Here is an 18,332-nt window from a genome sequence, read left to right on the forward strand (position 1 = left end):
TGCGCAAGGCATCGCTTTCATCGTTCAGCGTCTGGGCTATCCCCACGTTTTTCGCCAGGGATTTCCTTGTGAAACAGTGAGATAAAGGGAGGTGGGAGTGGACATGCATCGGGAGGCAATGACGGTTTATCAGGCCATGGCCCACTGGTTGTTGGGGCAGGAAGAGCGCCAGGTGATTCTGGTGGACTGGTCGCCGGTGGCGGTGGATGAGAGCATTCACGTGTTGCGCGCCTCGGTGCCCGTGGGCGGCCAGGGAAGAACCCTGTACCAGGAGTGCCACCCTCAGTCCAAGTACGCTAACCGCGAGATCCAGGAGGACTTTTTGAAGCGCCTCTCGGAGGTCTTGCCCGCCGGAGTCCGCCCGGTGATCGTCACGGACGTAACCGGTCAAACTAGACCGTCATTCCTTCCCTGATTCCTCGCGCGTACCGTCTCACCTGTATTCACTTCCGACAGGAGAGACCCATCATGCCCCAAGAGACCCCTCGTCCACGCCGTTCCCGTGCCCAGTGGCAAGCCCTGGTGGATGAGTTCCAGTCCAGCGGCCTCACGGCAGAAGTGTTCTGCCAGAAGCGGCAGTTGCCGGCGCATCGGTTCGAGGCATGGCGATCCCGGTTGAGCGCCGCCGCTGCGGAAGTAAAACCCGTGAACGGCAGCGGGGATGCGGAAGGGTCGCCCCGGTTTGCCGAGTTGTCCGTGGATTCGCATGGGCCCGCGGAGGTGACGCCACCCCTGTCCACCGGCTGGGACGTGGAATTGACCCTGGGCCCAGGCATGGTCCTGCGGGTGCGTCGAGGGCAGCCATGCTGAGACCCCTGCCGCGCCTGTGGCTATGCACCAACCCACGGACATGCGGCGCTCTTATGATGGTCTGGTGGCCTTGGTGAAGCAGCATCTGGGCATGGATCCCCTCAGTGGCCAGGGTTTCATCTTCATCAACCGGCGTCGCACCCAGCTCAAGGTGTTGTACTTCGATGAAGACGGCTACTGTCTGTGGTGCAAGCGCCTGGAGCAGGGGCGGTTCCGACGCCTGGGGGGGCCAGCGCAGGCCAAGATGGCACTGTCGCAGACCGAGTTTTCGGCCCTGATTGAAGGGCTGCAGATTGCCGTGGAAAAACGCCAAAAACGTTGGCGCAACAGGCCTTTCGCGGAGCAGGTGATGGTACAATAACCCCCATCTGATCAACCAGATAACACCTCGTGAACACGCCCGCCCACAGCCTGAATCCGCAGCAGCTGCACAAGGAAAATCAGCAACTGCGCGAACAGGTGGTGCTGCTCGCGGAACAGCTCAAGGACGCGCAGAACCAACTGGCCTTCTTCCACCGCGAGCTGTTTGGTCGACCGAGGAAGTCACCTACACCCGCCGCAAGAAGACCCGCGACAATGCCGTGACCGACAGCGGCCTGCGCTTTGACGAGACGGTGCCCAAGGAAGTCATCGATGTCCCCGCCAAGGAACTCGAAGGGCCGGATGCCCAGGATTACGAGGTCATCGATCACAAGGTCACGCACCGTCTGGCGCAGCGCCCTGGGAGCTACGTGATCCTGGAACACCGCCGCCCGGTCCTCAAGCACAAGCAGCAACAGACCCTGACCAGCCCGCCGACCCCGGAAACCGTGCTGGAAAAGAGCATCGCTGACGTCAGCCTCGTGGCCGGGATGATGGTGGACAAGTTCGCTTATCTGGTCGACGTACTCCTGCGCGTGGGCCAGCATCCAGCCAACAGGGTCATCGAACTCACGCCACGGCTCTGGAAAGAGCACTTCGCCGATAACCCACTACGATCAGACGTGCAGCGGCTGGGCAACTACGCCTTAGAATGATCGCTTACATGACGGAGGGGGCTTAAAACCCAGGCCGGCCTCTGGCTCCCTTAATCTGTCCGTTTTCCTACTGCACGCCTGCGACCCGAAGCAACTCAGTCGGGAAGATGATCTGGCGGGAGGGGTCCCGGCCCGTCGATCCGGACTGAGAACGCCAGCCCCTTGAAGGGCTTGAGCAGATCCAGCTCCCGGTTGAGGCACTCAGCCACATGGGTGGCCCGTTCCTCCTCAAGGATCCAGAGGCAGACCCGCTCCACCCCCTGATAGGTGAGACCGAAAAAGGTGACGTGTTCGGGAAAGTTGATGCCTCGGCCTGCCAGCGTGGTCGCCTGGAGAGCCCCCTCGCGGGCAGCGATGGCCAGGGCCTGTTCTTCGAACTCGTCCGCCACCACCGCCACCAGTAGTGCATTGCCCATGCCCTCGCCCTCTTGAACCAACAACCGGCCCTCTCCTGCGCCCGGCCGCGCACCCCGAAGGTAGAGAGGTCATGTGAGGACCATACCACCTGCACCGAATCCCGCAAAGATTGCCCGGCATTGGTGCACCCGTACTGCAAATGCCCGCTCACCGTGCTTCATCCGGCCTCGTGTCCGCAAAGCCATCGCAATTATTGGCACGCAGATTGATATGAAACAGCAGCGCAGGAATAAGACGCCCTGATCATTACGAAAAACCGTAGAAAAACACAAAAACCGACATAAAAACGCCCCAAAACAGTTCATAAGCGCACCAAATCAGTGCATTTTTACAAGTTCTTGAAGGAAGCGCCCCTCGCCCTCTGGCGTCGCGGACACTTTCCCTTTAATCTCCCCAACCCGCCGGAATTCGGCGATATTCACGGAAGTCAATAGCAGGAGGTCGGCGACGGTAAAACCGCCCGATCCCCCGACACCAGACTGCCGCGGATGCCGGCCAGCGACCAGATACCAGCGAGGTCAATGATGAGCTTTCATGCCTTACCGCCCGAGCAGGGCCTCTATGATCCAGCCCACGAGCGCGACGCCTGCGGCATCGGCTTTGTCTGTCATATCAAGAATCAGAAAAGTCATCGGATCGTCCAGCAGGGTCTGGAGATTCTGGAGCGGATCAATCATCGCGGCGCCGTCGGTGCCGACCCCAAGGCCGGTGACGGCGCCGGCATCCTGGTGCAGATCCCCGAGGCCTTCTTCCGCGCCCAGGTGAGCTTCGACCTGCCCGAGACCGGACACTACGGCGTGGGCATGATCTTCCTGCACCAGGATGCGGACATCCGCGCCCGGATGCAGGCCATCATCGAAAAGCACATTCTGGAAAGCGGTCAGACCGTGCTCGGCTGGCGCGACGTGCCCACCGACAACAGCGACCTGGGCGAAAGCGTGCTGCCCAGCGAACCCAGGGTGCGCCAGGTGTTCATCGGCCGGGGCGACAACTGTGCCGACCAGGATGCCTTCGAGCGCAAACTGTTCGTCATCCGCAAGCGCATGGATAACGAGATCCGCGATGCCGGTCACGGTTTCGAGGCTTGCTACATCGCCTCCATGTCCTCCCGCACGGTGAACTACAAGGGTATGCTGCTGGCCGGCCAGGTGGGCCATTACTACCTGGACCTGCAGGACGAAACCTTCGTCAGCGCCCTGGCCCTGGTGCACCAGCGCTTCTCCACCAACACCTTCCCCACCTGGGACCTGGCACAGCCGTTCCGCATGATCTGCCACAACGGCGAGATCAACACCCTGCGGGGCAACGTCAACTGGATGGCCGCCCGCCGTCACACCATGCGTTCCGAGATCCTGGGCGACGACCTGGACACCATCTGGCCGCTGATCCCGGAAGGCCAGTCCGACTCCGCCTGCTTCGACAACGCCCTGGAACTGCTGGTGATGGGGGGCTATTCCCTGGCCCATGCCATGATGATCCTCATCCCCGAAGCCTGGTCCGGCAACACCCTGATGGACGAGAAGCGTCGCGCCTTCTATGAATACCACATGGCCCTGATGGAGCCCTGGGACGGCCCCGCCGCCATGGCCTTCACCGACGGCCGCCAGATCGGTGCCACCCTGGACCGCAACGGCCTGCGCCCCGCCCGTTACCTGGTCACCAAGGATGACCTGGTAATCCTGGGTTCCGAGATGGGCGTGCTGGACATTCCCGAAGAGCAGATCGTCAAGAAGTGGCGCCTGCAGCCGGGCAAGATGCTGCTGATCGACCTGGAGGAAGGCCGCATCATCAGCGATGACGAGATCAAGACCCAACTGGCCGCAGCCCGCCCCTACGGCGAATGGCTGAAGAAGACCCAGATCCGTCTGGAAGACCTGCCCACCGGCGTCGGTCCCATGGCCCCCGATGACGCCACCCTGCTGGATCACCAGCAGGCCTTCGGCTATACCCAGGAAGACCTGAAGTTCCTGCTCACCCCCATGGCCCTCACCGGCCAGGAGGCAATAGGCTCCATGGGCGCGGACAACCCGCCCTCGGTGCTGTCGGCCCGGCCCAAGCACCTGTCCACCTATTTCAAGCAGAACTTCGCCCAGGTGACCAACCCGCCCATCGACCCGATCCGCGAGGAACTGGTGATGTCGCTGGTGTGCATGATCGGTCCCCGCCCCAACCTGCTGGGCATCAACGAGGCCGGCCGGCACTGGCGCCTGGAAACCCCCCAGCCGGTGCTCACCAACCAGGACCTGGAGCGCATCCGCCACATCGAGTACCACTCCGGCGGCGCCTTCCGTACCCGCACCCTGGACGTGTGCTACCCCGCCGTCGAAGGCGCCGAAGGCATGGGCGCCGCCTTGGATCGCCTGTGTGCCGAGGCGGAACAGGCGGTTCTGGATGGCTTCAATATCCTTATCCTGTCCGACCGCGACACCAACCGGGACCGGATTCCGATCCCCATGCTGCTGGCCACCTCGGCCGTGCACCATCACCTGATCGAGAAGGGGCTGCGTACCGCCTCCGGCATCGTGGTGGAAACCGGGGCCGCCCTGGAAGTGCATCATTTCGCCACCCTGGAAGGCTACGGCGCCGAAGCCATCAACCCCTATCTGGCCTTCGACACCATCCAGTCCATGTTGCCGCGTCTGCCGGAGCGGCTGAGCTTCGAAGAGGCCCAGAAGCGCTACATCAAGGCCGTCGGCAAGGGGCTGCTCAAGGTCATGTCCAAGATGGGCATCTCCACCCTGGAATCCTACTGCGGCGCCCAGATCTTTGATGCCATCGGCCTCAACACGCCGTTCGTGGACCAGTACTTCTCCGGCACCCACAGCAAGATCGAGGGTATCGGCCTGTCCCAAGTGGCCGAAGAGGCGGTGCGCTGGCACCGGCAGGCCTACGGCAATGCGGAGATCTACCGCAAGCAGCTGGACGTGGGCGGCGACTACGCCTTCCGCATCCGCGGCGAAGATCACATCTGGACCCCGGACAGCATCGCCAAGCTGCAGCACGCCACCCGCGCCAACGACGCCGGGAGCTTCGCCGAGTTCTCGCGGCTCATCGACGAGCAGTCCGAGCGCCTGCTGACCCTGCGCGGTCTGATGGACTTCAGGTTCGCCGATACCGAAATCCCTCTGGACGAGGTGGAACCGGCGGCCGAGATCGTCAAGCGCTTCGCCACCGGTGCCATGTCCTTCGGCTCCATCTCCTACGAGGCCCATTCCACCCTGGCCAAGGCGATGAACGCCATCGGCGGCAAGTCCAACACCGGTGAGGGCGGTGAAGAGCCGGAACGCTTCCTGCCCCTGGCGGACGGCTCCATGAATCCGGAACGTTCCGCCATCAAGCAGGTGGCCTCGGGCCGCTTCGGCGTCACCACCGAGTACCTGGTGAACGCCGACGACATCCAGATCAAGATCGCCCAGGGCGCCAAGCCCGGCGAAGGTGGCCAGCTGCCCGGCCACAAGGTCAATGCCCAGATCGCCCGGGTGCGTCATTCCACCGCCGGCGTGGGCCTGATCTCGCCGCCGCCCCACCACGACATCTATTCCATCGAGGATCTGGCACAGCTGATCCACGACCTGAAGAACGCCAACCCCAAGGCCCGCATCTCCGTGAAGCTGGTCTCCGAGGTGGGTGTGGGCACCGTGGCCGCCGGCGTCTCCAAGGCCCATGCGGACCACATCACCATCGCCGGTTACGACGGCGGCACCGGGGCCAGCCCGTTGACCTCCATCAAACACGCCGGCAGTCCCTGGGAGATCGGCCTGGCCGAAACCCAGCAGACCCTGGTGCTCAACCGCCTGCGGGGCCGCGTGGCGCTGCAGGTGGACGGCGGCCTGCGCACCGGCCGCGACGTGGTCATCGGCGCCCTGCTGGGGGCCGATGAGTTCGGCTTCGCCACCGCGCCGCTGATCGTGGAAGGCTGCATCATGATGCGCAAGTGCCACCTGAACACCTGCCCGGTGGGCGTGGCCACCCAGGATCCGGAACTGCGCAAGAAATTCACCGGCAAGCCGGAATACGTCATCAACTACTTCTTCTTCGTGGCCGAGGAAGTCCGCCGCCTGATGGCCAGGCTGGGCTTCCGCACCATGAAGGAGATGATCGGTCGTGCCGATCTGCTAGAGATGCGCAAGGCCATCAGCCACTGGAAGGCCAAGGGGCTGGACTACACCCGTCTGCTGGCCCGGCCCCAGGTGCCGGCCGAGGTGGCCATCTACAACACCGAGACCCAGGATCACGGTCTGGACAAGGCGCTGGATCACGAACTGATCCGGCAGGCCCAGCCAGCCCTGACCGAGGGCAAGCCGGTGAAGATCGAAACCCGGATCCGCAACTTCCACCGCACCGTGGGCACCATGCTCTCCGGTCAGGTGGCGGCCCGCTACGGCCATGCCGGCCTGCCGGACGACACCATCCACATCAAGGCCAGCGGTACCGGCGGCCAGTCCTTCGGCGCCTGGCTGGCCAAGGGCGTGACCATCGAGATGGAAGGTGAAGCCAACGACTACGTGGGCAAGGGCCTGTCCGGCGGTCGCATCATCATCTATCCGCCGGCCCATGCCGCCATCGACCGGGCCGAGGACAACATCATCGTCGGCAACACCGTGCTCTACGGCGCCATCAATGGCGAGGTGTTCTTCCGCGGCGTGGCCGGTGAGCGTTTCTGCGTGCGCAATTCCGGCGCCACCGCCGTGGTGGAAGGCGTGGGCGACCACGGCTGCGAGTACATGACCGGCGGCATCATGGTGTGCCTGGGCCGCACCGGCCGCAACTTCGCCGCCGGCATGTCCGGCGGGGTGGCTTACGTGCTGGACGAGGACGGTGACTTCGCCCAGCGCTGCAATCTGGCCATGGTGGAACTGGAGCCCATCGCCGCCGAGGACGATGCCCTGGAAGCCCTGGATCACCAGGGCGGGGATCTGGAAACCCACGGCCGGGTGGACCTGAGCCACGACATGACCAACCACGATGCCCGGCGCCTGAAGACCCTTATCGAGCGTCATCTGGCCTACACCGGCTCGGCCCAGGCCAAACGCATCCTGGCGGACTGGAATAATTTCCTGCCCCGTTTCGTCAAGGTGATGCCGGTGGATTACCGTCGCGCCCTGGAAGAACTTCAGGCCCAGAAGGCCCGTCCGCCGGGTGCCAACCGACCATTGACCGCCAACCAGCCGCTTGAGGGGAGCGCCGCTCATGGGTAAGCCAACCGGATTCCTGGAATTTGTACGCAGCGACCGGCGCTATGCGCCGGTGAGTGACCGTATCGTTCACTATCGGGAGTTCGTCATCCCGCTGAACGTGGCACAGGTGCGTGAGCAGGGGGCCCGCTGCATGGACTGCGGCATCCCCTTCTGCCATCAGGGCTGCCCGGTGAACAACATCATCCCGGACTGGAATGACCTGGTGTACAAGGACGACTGGAAGCAGGCCATCGAGGTGCTGCATTCCACCAACAACTTCCCCGAGTTCACGGGCCGCATCTGCCCCGCCCCCTGCGAGGCCGCCTGCACCCTGAACATCGACGACACCCCGGTGACCATCAAGACCATCGAGTGCGCCATCGTCGACCGGGCCTGGGAAGAAGGCTGGATCCGGCCCCAGGTGGCCCAGCGCCGCACCGGCAAGCGGGTGGCGGTGGTGGGCTCCGGCCCCGCGGGTCTTGCGGCCGCCCAGCAGCTGGCCCGTGCCGGTCACAGCGTGGAGGTGTTCGAGAAGGCGGACCGCATCGGCGGCCTGCTGCGCTACGGCATCCCCGATTTCAAGCTGAGCAAGACGCATATCGACCGCCGTATCGCGCAGATGCGCACGGAAGGGGTGCAGTTCCACACCCAGACCCATATCGGCGTGGACATCCCGGTGGCGAAACTGCAGGCGGAGTTCGATGCGGTGGTGCTGGCAGGGGGGGCCGAAAAGCCCCGCGATCTGCCGGTGCCCGGCCGTGAACTGGAGGGCGTGCATTACGCCATGGATTTCCTCACCCGCAACAGCAAGCGAGTCCAGGGCGTGTTCGTACCCGACGAGGACTTCCTCAGCGCCCAGGACAAGCACGTGCTGGTGATCGGCGGCGGCGATACCGGTTCCGACTGTATCGGCACCTCCAACCGTCATGGCGCGGTCCATGTCACCCAGGTGGAGATCCTGGACAAGCCGCCTGAAAAGGAGAACAAGGGGCTGACCTGGCCCAACTGGCCCAACCGCATGCGCACCTCCAGCTCCCAGGAAGAGGGCTGCACCCGGGAGTGGAACGTGGCCACCAAGGCCTTCATCGACGACGGCCACGGCCGGGTCAAAGCCGCCCGGGTGGCGACGGTGAAGTGGGAGAAGGATGCCGAGGGCCGTTTCCAGATGAGCGAAGTACCGGGCACCGAGCGGGAAATCCGCTGTGATCTGGTGCTGCTGGCCATGGGCTTCGTGCATCCGGTACAGGAGGGCATGCTGGCCCAACTGCAGCAGGCATCCGGCCTGGAGCTGGATCCCCGGGGCAACGTCAAGGGTGTGACCGAAGGCGCCAAGGCCTATCACACCAGCGTGGACGGCGTGTTCGCCGCCGGCGACATGCGCCGCGGCCAGTCCCTGGTGGTCTGGGCCATCCGCGAAGGGCGCCAGTGCGCCCGGGCAGTGGATCAGTGGCTGATGGGAAGTTCCGATCTGCCGCGGTGACGCCATGAAAAAAGCCCGGCTTTGCCGGGCTTTTTTTCGTTCCGGGGCCGGGATACTCTGCGGTGAACCCCCGCCGCCCCACCACTGGAGCACACGCCATGGCCACCGACCCAGGCACTATCCACACTTTCGAGGCCACCGACATCCAGGGCCGACCCCGCACCCTGGCCGAATTCACCGGTCGTGTTCTGCTCATCGTCAACGTGGCCAGCCGCTGCGGCCTCACCAAACAGTACAGCAGCCTGCAGGCCCTGCAGGATCGTTTCCACGACCGGGGGTTCGACGTGCTGGGCTTTCCCTGCAATCAGTTCGGCAACCAGGAACCGGGCAGCGAGGACCAGATCGCCGATTTCTGCACCACAAGCTTCCGGGTGAGCTTCCCGCTGTTTGCCAAGGTGGAGGTCAACGGCGCTGACGCCCATCCCCTGTTTCGTCACCTCAAGGCCGCCGCGCCCGGTCTGCTGGGGTCCCAGGGCATCAAGTGGAATTTCACCAAGTTTCTGGTGGGTCGAGATGGTCGGGCGGTCCGGCGCTATGCCCCCAATGTCCCGCCGGAAGCCATCGCTGGGGAGATCGAGCGCCTGCTTGAGATGCCACCAACCTAATCGGCACAAGGTTGTCACGCATAACCGGTTTGGTTCATATTCCAAAAACAACATCAAGCGAACCCACCACCGAGGAGCATCAAGGCCATGTCCATCAAGCGTCGAGATTTTCTCAAGGCCGGCACCGCCGTGGCCACCGGGGCCGCCATCATCGGGGCACCGGCCATCGTCAAGGCCCAAGAGCGTTTCAACTGGCGCATGACCACCACCTGGCCCGCCGGCCTGCCCTTCTTCCAGACCGGACCCGGCAGTGCCACCGACTTCGCCCGGCGAGTGGAGGAAATGTCCGGCGGCCGTATCCGCATCCGGGTCTATTCCGCCAATGAACTGGTGCCCGCCTTCGAGGGCTTCGATGCCGCTTCTTCCGGTCGTCAGGTCCAGCTCAATCACGGCTGCGCCTATTACTGGGCCGGCAAGTCCTTCGCCGCCCAATACTTCACCACCGTCCCCTTCGGCATGACCTTCCAGGGTCATAACGCCTGGCTCAACGAGGGGGGCGGCTATGAACTGTACGAAGAGGTCTACAAGCCCTTTGATCTGGTGCCCCTGGTGGTGGGCTGCACCGGGGTGCAGCCGGTGGGCTGGTTCCGGCGCCCGGTCGAGGGTCTGCGGGATTTCCGCGGCCTGAACATCCGCATGCCGGGGTTGGCTGGGGACATCTACAACGCCATCGGCGCCAATGCCCGCCTGCTGCCGGGTGGTGAACTGTTTGCGGCCCTGGAGCGGGGTGCCATTGATGCCGCGGAGTGGGTGGGTCCCTACTCCGACCGCGAACTGGGTCTGCACCGGGCCGCCAAGTACTACTATTCCTCCGGCTGGCACGAACCGGCCACCAGCACCGAGGTGGTGGTCAACCGCCGCGCCTGGGAATCCCTGCCCAAGGATCTGCAGGCCATCATGCGCAACGCCGCGGCGGCCTGCAACATCACATCCCATGCCTGGCTGGAGGCCAGAAACGCCGATGCCCTGGACGACCTGGTGACCAATCATGGGGTGCAATTCGGGCCGCTGCCCGACGACGTGATCCAGGCCCTGCTGGAAGCCACCCGGGATATTCTCAGCGACCGGGCCGCCAAGGACCCGCTGGTGCGCCGGGTGCATGAGAGCTATTTCGGGTTCAAGGCCCGCCATGACCGCTGGCAGCAAAACTCGGAAACGGCCTTCCAGACCCAGATCCGGGACCTGGGCGGGAAGATCCTCGCCTGAGCCTGCTCCGGAGCCCCTTTCCCTCGGGAGCGGGGCTCATCCGACTCATTCCGACGGGATCGCCTGGAGATCGCCATGCCCCGGCTCCTCCTCCGCTTCGAGCGTGTGCTGTACCGGATCACCAGCCTTGCCGGCGGGGTTTCGGCCGTCGCCATGGCCGCCATGATACTGCTGATCTTCGGCAACATGACCGCCCGCTACGCCTTCGGTACCGGCGCCGTGTGGCTGCAGGAACTGGAATGGTATCTGCTCTCCCTGAGCGTGATGACCGGCATCGCCTATGCCATGCGCGCCGATGAACACGTTCGGGTGGATGTCTTTTCCCATCGTCTGAGCCGGGTGGGCAAGCTCTGGCTTAACGGCATCACCATGGTGCTGGTGGCCATCCCCATTGCGGCCCTGGTCCTCTTCTACACCTGGCCCTTCGTCAACATCTCCTATGTGCGCGGCGAAGGCTCGCCCAACGCTGGCGGCATGCCCTGGCTGTTCCTTCCCAAGGCCATGATCCTGCTGGGTTTTGCCCTCATCCTCAGCGAGGCCCTGCGGCAGACCCTGAGCATCGGTCGACGCCTGCTGTTCCACTATCGCCGCCCCGGACCCCGCCGGAGGATTGTCCATGCCCCTTGAGTACATCGCGCTGATGATGGTGGGTGCCTTCTTCGTCCTCGTGCTCACCGGGATGCCGGTGGCCTTCGCCATTGCCGCCGTGGGATTCGTGTTCGGCTTCATCGGTTTCGAAGGCTGGCTGTTCGAGCTGCTGCCTTCCCGCATCTTCGGCACCATCACCAACTACACCCTGCTGGCCATCCCGCTGTTCGTATTCATGGGGGTGATGCTGGACAAGACCCGGGTGGCGGAACGCATGCTGGAGGTGATCGGCCACGCCAGCGGCGCCCTGCCCGGCGGCATGGCGCTGGCAGTAATCCTGGTGGGTGTGCTCATGGGTGCGGCCACGGGCATTGTCGGGGCGGCCATCGTCACCCTCACCCTGATGGCCCTGCCCACCCTGATCCACCGCGGTTACAAACCGTCGGTGGCCTGCGGCACCATCTGTGCCTCGGGCACCCTGGGGCAGATCATTCCCCCCAGCTTGGTCCTGCTGGTGCTGGCGGACACCATGAACCTGTCCGTGGGCAGCCTGTTCGCCGCCGCCCTGGTGCCGGGCCTGCTGCTGGCCGGACTCTACGTGGTCTATCTGCTGTTTCTGGCCTGGTACAGTTCGGCGGATGTGCCGGCCATCGATGCCGAGGAACGGGCGGCCATAAGCAAGGCACAGCTCTGGAAGGACCTGTTCACCTCGGTGCTGCCGCCCCTGGCCCTGGTGGCGGCGGTACTGGGGGCCATCATCGGCGGCATCGCCGCGCCCACGGAGGCCGCGGCGGTGGGCGCGGTGGGCGCGGTGGTGGTGGCGGCGCTGATGCGGCGCCTGAGCCTGCCGGTCGTCAACGAGGCACTGATCATCACGGTGCGTATCAGCGCCATGGTGTTCTTCGTGCTGATCGCCTCCCAGGTGTTTGCCCTGGCGTTCCGGGGGCTGGACGGGGAGTTCCTGGTGGAGGCCATGTTCAACTGGGTGCCCGGCGGACCCTACGGCACCCTGCTGTTCATGATGCTGCTGATTTTCCTGCTGGGGTTCTTCCTGGAGTGGATTCAGATCACCTACATCGCCGTCCCCCTGTTCATGCCGTTCCTGGCGGGGTATCCAGAGTTCTCCATGGTCTGGATCGCGATCCTCATCGCCATGAACCTGCAGACCTCGTTCCTGACGCCGCCCTTTGGATGGTCGCTGATCTTCATGAAGGGAGTGGCGCCCAAAGGGATACGGACTGCGGATATCTACCGGGGGGCGATCCCCTTTGTATTCATCCAGCTAATGGCCCTGGGGCTGTTGATCCTGTTCCCGGGGATCGCCCTGTGGCTACCGGAAGCCATCGGATGGTAGGGCGTGATCTTTATTCTTGGATTATTGAAAAAAGAACAGTGCCGTGGTCACCGCGCCGACCACCACGATGCCGTTGCGCAGGACCGTCGGCGGCAGTACACGACCGATGCGGGCACCCACCAAACCGCCCAGGACTGCCGCCAGGGCCATGGGGGGGATCTCCGGCCAGGAGATGGCGCCGCCCCAGGCATAGATGATCACCGCCATCAGGGTGAGTACGGCGGAGAGCAGGTTCTTCAGACCGTTGGCCACGTTCAGGTCATTGACGCCCAGCAGCCGGAACATGGCCAGCATGACAATGCCCATGCCGCCGTTGAAATAGCCGCCGTAGCCGCACACACCCAACACCCCGAGCCGCCCCCAGAAACCGCCGGTGCCCCGGCTGCGCCGGGCCAGATACTGGTTCAGGCGGGGGCCGAAGGCAAACAGCAGTGTGGCAAAGAGCAACAGCCAGGGCACGATCACCCGGAAGGCCTCGTTGGAGGTCGCCAGCAGCAGCAAGGCCCCCACCGCGCCCCCCGCCGTACCAATGAGCACCACCCCCAGCACCGTCATCCCCCGGGGCGCCTGGATCAGGTCCCGGTAGGCCCAGGCGCCGGCCAGATAGCCGGGCAGCAAGGCTGCCGTGCCGGTGGCGTTGGCGGCCACCGGCGGTACGCCGGTGAAGACCAGGGCCGGCAGGGTAAGAAAGCTACCTCCCCCGGCCAGCGCATTGATGATGCCGGCCACAAAGGCGGCGGTCACGATCAGGGTAAGATCAAACAGTTCCAGTGGCACGGGGATGGGCATCCTTCAAGTGGGAGCGACTCGGCAGATAGGGCCTGAGCCAGTCCATGATCTGCCCGGCATGACGGGCAAATCCTTCCGGGTCATTGTGCCCCACACCCGGCAGGGTAAGCACTGTCGCCCGGGGATTTGCACCGGCCAGGATCTGCAGATGATGCAGGGGCACCACGTCATCGTCCTCGCCATGCACCAACAGCAGCGGCGCCTGGATCCGGTCCACCGTGGTCCGGGGGGCAATGTCATCGAAGCGATGGCCGATGAACCATTCCACGCCGCGATTGATGACCACCCCCCATGGCCGGCGCGGGATACCCTGCTCCGCCAGCCAGCCGTTCATCATCGGCTCAGGATGAGAAAAGGCGGACAGACTGATCACCGCGCGCAGATCCGGGGTTCTGGAAGCCGCCAGCAGTACCGCACCGGCGCCCACGGAATGCCCCAGCAGGATGATATCCCCATATCCTCGCCGGCGTAGCACCTCCATGACGGCCTCCGCATCCTCGGCAAAGCGCGGCAGAGAGGCAAAGCCGTCATCATCACTCAGGCCGTGACAACGGGCATCAAAGACCACCGCGTTCAACCCCTCGGCCAGCACCCGGGGCACCATGAACAGCAGGTGGGAGCTGTTGGCACCCCAGCCATGCACCATGACCACGACCGGGGCACCGGGATGAGGCAGGAAAAACGAGGCGGCCAGAGCCTTGCGCCGACGACTGATGATCCGGACCCGTTCGGGAGACAGGCCCAGGGCCTGTGGCTCGGTCACCCATGACCGCGCCTGAATGCGAAAGGCCCGCAGCAGCCATGACCGAAGGACCATCAAACCAAGCACCAATCCAAGGACCGGAACACTGACGATAAAAAAGCCATGAAAGACTGACATGAGATTCCATGCAGGGATGTTGGAAACCACGGGGAACAACGCCCGGCCGGACGCGCTCCAATGATAACAAGCGCAGGAGATCGTTCCATGGACATTCCACTGTTGATCATCGGCGCCCTGCTGCTGGGCACATTGACCGCCTGGTACATCGGGGTGTTCCCCTACCCTGTCGGCTGGCTACTCCTGAGCGTGTTCTTCATCGCACGATTGATCCAGATCAGCCAGGGCTGACCCCGGGAAACGGGCAAATCTTCCACAAAGTCTTTATAATCCTCCACAATAACCCGCCCGGCCTTTTGTCTGTAAATCAGGCAACGTTGCCGGTCAGGCCTTGAAAGGCCTCGGACAAGGAACCATACATAAATCATCAATCCGTCGAGTCCAGGACTCGACGGTCATGCGGCCCCGCCTCCCTGGGCGGGAAATGCTGTGTTGCCGCCTCGGCGGCGCTGAGCGGGTCATGAGACCCGCATACCGGTGACACCGGCACCCCAGCAGAATCTCCCAGTCAGACCCGGCCTTGTCCGGGACACAGGGGTGTCAGCCCAACCGATGGGCACCGGTCGTCCACATCACAATGGCGGCACGATGAACCCTTGCACCACCCAACCAGCCCCTGGAGCGATGCTATGCCCCTGACCCGACGCCGTTTCAACCAATTGCTTGCAGGTGGGCTGGGCGCGGCCCTGACCCCCAATGTCCTGGCCGGACTGGTGGAAGGTCAGGACTGGCGTGCCATCGCCCGCCCCCAGTCGGAAGCGCCCGCGGGCAAGATCGAACTGACCAAGTTCTTTTCCTACGGCTGCCCCTTCTGCGGACAGCTGGCCCGGGTGATGAAGCCCTGGCTGGCGGAACAGCCCGATGACGTGGTGTTCCGGCGCGTCCCCATCTCCTTCAACCGCACCGCCTGGGCCAACCTGGCCCGCCTGGCCCTGGCCCTGGAGGAAACCGGTCTGGCCGGTGAGCTGGATCAAGCGGTATTTGACGCGGTCGGGGTGCATCGGGAACCCCTATTCACCGAAACCGCCATCATGGACTGGCTTGGGGAAAGGGACGTGGATACCGAGGCATTCCGCCAGGTCTTCAACGCCTCCCATATTCGAGCCCAAGTGGCCCGTAACGACCGCCTGCAGACCCGCTTCGGCATCAACAGCGTCCCCACCCTGGTGGTCGACGGCCGTTTCGTCGTGGTCGGCGAACAGGCCCGCAGCTTCGATGACATCCTTGATATTGCCGGACAACTCATCGACAAGGCCCGCACCTGACCCGGGCTGTTTTCTTCCGACAACAGGAGTACAGCACCAATGACAGACGTCCTGTTCATGTCTTTTCCTGCAGCGCCCGCGGCGCCCAACCACATGACATCCTAGCCATGAACGATTCTTCTCAAGCGATTTCCCCCCGTCGACGCCTGCAGACCCTGCTGGCGATCCCTGACAACCAGCGTACCGAAGAGCAATGGGACGAGATCATCGAACTGGAGATCTCCCTGGCGCCCGTCAACCAGATCACCGGCGGTGAGAAGCAGGCCGCCGAAACACGCAGCAGTCCGCGTCAGGCCCGTGGAGCCAGGCAGCCAAGATCAGGCAGCAGCGGAAATGGTCCTCGCACCAAAAAGACCTTCAAAAAGCCGACCGGCGGCGCCCCCAAGGGTCCGGCCCGAGGCGCCGTCGGCGGAGAGTAAATACCCGACTGCAGCGGGGCCAGGCGGGCTCCCGGCCCCGAAAAGGCGCTGAATGATCCACGTCAAGGCCGCTGACAGTCCCGTCAGCCCTTGGCGCGGACGATACGCAAAACCTCGGGGATACGACGCAGGCGGCGCATCATGTCGGCCAGATGCTTGCGGTTGCGGACACTCAGGGTGAAGGTGATCGTGGTGGCATGACCATCCCGTTCGTCGAAGGAAACGTGCTCGATATTGGAGCCCATGTCCGCGATCCCCGCCGCCAGACTGGCCAGCACGCCCCGCTTGTTGGCGGTCTGGATACGCACGCTGGCGGCATATTCCTGACTGCCATCCGGCGCCCACTCCACCGTGATCCACTTGTCCGGCTTGTCCCGGTAATCGGCCACGTTGCGGCAGTGTTCCCGGTGGACCACCAGGCCGCGCCCGGTGCTCATGACCCCGACGATGGGATCGCCGGGGATGGGATTGCAGCACTTGGCAAAGGACAGCACCATACCCTCGGTACCCTTCACGGCCAAGGGTCGTCCCATGCCTGCGGGGGTGGTTTCCATGGCCGAGGCATCGGCATCCTCCGCCACGGACAGGCGTCTGGCCACCAACGCGGCCATGCGGTTCCCCAGACCCACGTCCGCCAGCAGGGCTTTGACATCCGGCAACTGTAATTCCTCCAGCAACGCCCGCAGGCGTTCCTCGGGCACCTGCTCCAGCGAGAGTTCGTAGACCGAGAGGGCCTTTTCCAGCAACCGGCGGCCGAGACTGACCGCCTCGTCCTGCTGCAGGTTCTTGAGGTAGTGGCGGATGGCCGTGCGGGCCTTGCCGGTGACGACGAAGTTCAGCCAGGCCGGATTGGGGCGGGCACCGGGGGCGGTGATGATCTGCACCGTGCGGCCACTCTCCAGGGGGGTGGACAGGGGCGCCAGGCGCCGGTCGATCTTGGCGGCCACACAGGTATTGCCCACGTCGGAGTGCACGGCATAGGCAAAATCCACCACGGTGGCGCCCCGGGACAGCTCCATGATGTCCCCTTGGGGGGTGAAGATGTAGACCTCCTCCGGAAACAGGTCAACCTTGACGTTCTCCAGGAATTCCATGGAGTTGCCGGCGGCCTGCTGGATCTCCAGCACCCCTTTGAGCCACTCCCGGGCCCGGTCCTGGGCCCGATCCTGGGCAGTGGCGGATTGCCGATCACCGGCCTTGTAAAGCCAGTGGGCGGCGATACCGGTCTCGGCCACCCGGTCCATCTCCTCGGTGCGGATCTGCACCTCAATGGGGATGCCGTGAGGTCCGAACAGCACCGTGTGAAGGCTCTGGTAGCCGTTGGCCTTGGGGATGGCGATATAGTCCTTGAAGCGCCCCGGCACCGGCTTGTAGAGATTGTGTACCGCCCCCAAGGCCCGGTAGCAGGTATCCACGTCGGCGACGATGATGCGGATGGCAAAAACGTCATAGACCTCAGAGAAGGACAGACGCTTCTGTTTCATCTTGCGATAGATGCTGTAGAGGTTCTTCTCCCGGCCGACGATGCGGGCCTCAATGCCCACCTCTTCCATGCGACCGCAGATGGCGGTCTCGATCTTCTGCATCACTTCCTTGCGGTGGCCCCGGGATTTCTTCACCGCCGCCTCCAGCACCTTGTGGCGCATGGGATAGTGGGCGGCAAAACCGAGCAGCTCCAGCTCGCGGCGGATGGCGTTCATGCCCAGACGCTGGGCAATGGGGGCATAGATATCCAGGGTCTCCCGGGCCACCCGTCGGCTCTTGTCCGGCCGCAGGGCGCCCAGGGTGCGCATATTGTGCAGGCGGTCGGCCAGCTTCACCAGGATCACCCGCAGATCGCGGGTGATCGCCAGCATCATCTTGCGGAAATTCTCGGCCTGCGCCTCGGCCTTGGAACGGAACTTGAGGTGGGTAAGCTTGGAGACACCATCCACCAGTTCGGCCACATCATCCCCGAACTCCTCGATGATGCGTTCCTTGCTGATGTGGGTATCCTCCATGACGTCATGGAGGATGGCGGCGATGATGCTCTTGTAGTCCATCCGCATCTCGGCCATGGTCTTGGCCACGGCCAGGGGATGGAAGATATAGGGTTCCCCACTCTGACGGGTCTGCCCTTCGTGGGCTTCGGCACCGAACAGATAGGCCCGGTAGACCTCCTTGATCTGCTCCGGCTCCAGATAGCACTCCAGGTAGGCGCACAGGTCACCGGCCATGAAACGGGTGGTGTCCAGCGGCTGGGGGCTGGGGATCGTGGGGGTGGGGGCGCTCTCGACCATGGCGGCTGTCATGCGGAGTGGCCCTGTTGCGGTTCCCGGAGCAATCC

General features: G+C 64.0%; 18 protein-coding genes. 14 read left to right on the forward strand and 4 right to left on the reverse strand.

Going from position 1 to position 18,332, the window contains the following annotated elements; translation table 11 throughout:
- Positions 1–103: 103 nt before the first annotated feature.
- The 5 genes from LQ952_RS03475 to LQ952_RS03495 are packed head-to-tail and all read left to right on the forward strand — an operon-like array spanning position 104 to position 1,826.
- Positions 104–415: a hypothetical protein gene (locus LQ952_RS03475; protein ID WP_238621268.1), complete on the forward strand. Its 312-nt coding sequence runs from the start codon at positions 104–106 to the stop codon at positions 413–415.
- Between the two features lie 53 nt (positions 416–468).
- On the forward strand, positions 469–810 hold the full coding sequence (tnpA, locus tag LQ952_RS03480) for an IS66 family insertion sequence element accessory protein TnpA (RefSeq protein WP_238621269.1): 342 nt from the start codon (positions 469–471) through the stop codon (positions 808–810).
- A 22-nt stretch (positions 811–832) separates the two neighbouring features.
- On the forward strand, positions 833–1,171 hold the full coding sequence (gene tnpB / locus LQ952_RS03485) for an IS66 family insertion sequence element accessory protein TnpB (RefSeq protein ID WP_274521945.1): 339 nt from the start codon (positions 833–835) through the stop codon (positions 1,169–1,171).
- Positions 1,172–1,200: 29 nt separating this feature from the next.
- The gene (locus LQ952_RS03490; RefSeq protein ID WP_238621271.1) at positions 1,201–1,395 is read left to right on the forward strand and encodes a hypothetical protein; all 195 of its coding nucleotides are present in this window, start codon (positions 1,201–1,203) and stop codon (positions 1,393–1,395) included.
- Positions 1,392–1,826 carry a hypothetical protein gene (locus LQ952_RS03495; protein ID WP_238621272.1) on the forward strand — a complete coding sequence of 145 codons (435 nt, stop codon included), beginning with the start codon at positions 1,392–1,394 and terminating at the stop codon, positions 1,824–1,826. The genes LQ952_RS03490 and LQ952_RS03495 overlap by 4 nt, the downstream gene beginning before the upstream one ends.
- Positions 1,827–1,921: 95 nt before the next feature.
- On the opposite strand, the gene LQ952_RS03500 is transcribed toward LQ952_RS03495, so the two are convergent.
- Positions 1,922–2,266, reverse strand: coding sequence for a hypothetical protein (locus LQ952_RS03500; protein ID WP_238621273.1), 345 nt, complete (start codon positions 2,264–2,266; stop codon positions 1,922–1,924).
- Positions 2,267–2,767: 501 nt separating this feature from the next.
- Between LQ952_RS03500 and gltB the strand changes: the two genes are divergently transcribed.
- The 6 genes from gltB to LQ952_RS03530 all read left to right on the forward strand — a co-directional run bounded on the left by gltB (position 2,768) and on the right by LQ952_RS03530 (position 12,653).
- Positions 2,768–7,441 carry a glutamate synthase large subunit gene (gene gltB / locus LQ952_RS03505; protein WP_238621274.1) on the forward strand — a complete coding sequence of 1,558 codons (4,674 nt, stop codon included), beginning with the start codon at positions 2,768–2,770 and terminating at the stop codon, positions 7,439–7,441.
- A complete protein-coding gene (locus LQ952_RS03510) occupies positions 7,434–8,900 on the forward strand; it encodes a glutamate synthase subunit beta (RefSeq protein WP_238621275.1) in 1,467 nt (488 codons plus the stop codon). The genes gltB and LQ952_RS03510 overlap by 8 nt, the downstream gene beginning before the upstream one ends.
- Positions 8,901–8,998: 98 nt before the next feature.
- Positions 8,999–9,505, forward strand: coding sequence for a glutathione peroxidase (locus LQ952_RS03515; protein WP_238621276.1), 507 nt, complete (start codon positions 8,999–9,001; stop codon positions 9,503–9,505).
- Between the two features lie 87 nt (positions 9,506–9,592).
- Positions 9,593–10,711, forward strand: coding sequence for a TRAP transporter substrate-binding protein (locus LQ952_RS03520; RefSeq protein WP_238621277.1), 1,119 nt, complete (start codon positions 9,593–9,595; stop codon positions 10,709–10,711).
- A 75-nt stretch (positions 10,712–10,786) separates the two neighbouring features.
- A complete protein-coding gene (locus tag LQ952_RS03525; RefSeq protein ID WP_238621278.1) occupies positions 10,787–11,338 on the forward strand; it encodes a TRAP transporter small permease subunit in 552 nt (183 codons plus the stop codon).
- Positions 11,328–12,653, forward strand: coding sequence for a TRAP transporter large permease (locus LQ952_RS03530; protein ID WP_238621279.1), 1,326 nt, complete (start codon positions 11,328–11,330; stop codon positions 12,651–12,653). The genes LQ952_RS03525 and LQ952_RS03530 overlap by 11 nt, the downstream gene beginning before the upstream one ends.
- 21 nt (positions 12,654–12,674) lie before the next feature.
- On the opposite strand, the gene LQ952_RS03535 is transcribed toward LQ952_RS03530, so the two are convergent.
- Together LQ952_RS03535 and LQ952_RS03540 are read right to left on the reverse strand one after the other, a co-directional pair.
- Entirely contained in the window at positions 12,675–13,442 is a 768-nt protein-coding gene (locus LQ952_RS03535) for a sulfite exporter TauE/SafE family protein (protein WP_238621280.1), read from the reverse strand.
- Positions 13,411–14,259 carry an alpha/beta hydrolase gene (locus LQ952_RS03540; RefSeq protein ID WP_238621281.1) on the reverse strand — a complete coding sequence of 283 codons (849 nt, stop codon included), beginning with the start codon at positions 14,257–14,259 and terminating at the stop codon, positions 13,411–13,413. The genes LQ952_RS03535 and LQ952_RS03540 overlap by 32 nt, the downstream gene beginning before the upstream one ends.
- Before the next feature lie 150 nt (positions 14,260–14,409).
- On the opposite strand from LQ952_RS03540, the gene LQ952_RS03545 reads away from it, so the two are divergent.
- From LQ952_RS03545 to LQ952_RS03555, 3 genes are all read left to right on the forward strand, one after another.
- Complete coding sequence (locus LQ952_RS03545) at positions 14,410–14,553, forward strand: hypothetical protein (RefSeq protein ID WP_238621282.1); 144 nt, start codon at positions 14,410–14,412, stop codon at positions 14,551–14,553.
- A gap of 398 nt (positions 14,554–14,951) precedes the next feature.
- Positions 14,952–15,587, forward strand: a complete 636-nt coding sequence (locus tag LQ952_RS03550; RefSeq protein ID WP_238621283.1) for a thiol:disulfide interchange protein DsbA/DsbL — start codon at positions 14,952–14,954, stop codon at positions 15,585–15,587.
- Positions 15,588–15,694: 107 nt separating this feature from the next.
- Complete coding sequence (locus tag LQ952_RS03555) at positions 15,695–16,006, forward strand: hypothetical protein (RefSeq protein WP_238621284.1); 312 nt, start codon at positions 15,695–15,697, stop codon at positions 16,004–16,006.
- Positions 16,007–16,089: 83 nt separating this feature from the next.
- Here LQ952_RS03555 and spoT read toward each other — a convergent pair whose 3' ends face one another.
- A complete protein-coding gene (gene spoT / locus LQ952_RS03560; RefSeq protein WP_238621285.1) occupies positions 16,090–18,285 on the reverse strand; it encodes a bifunctional GTP diphosphokinase/guanosine-3',5'-bis pyrophosphate 3'-pyrophosphohydrolase in 2,196 nt (731 codons plus the stop codon).
- Positions 18,286–18,332 lie beyond the last annotated feature (47 nt).

It is taken from the genome of Ectothiorhodospira lacustris (genome assembly GCF_022227785.1).
GTDB classification, from domain to species: Bacteria; Pseudomonadota; Gammaproteobacteria; order Ectothiorhodospirales; family Ectothiorhodospiraceae; genus Ectothiorhodospira; species Ectothiorhodospira lacustris.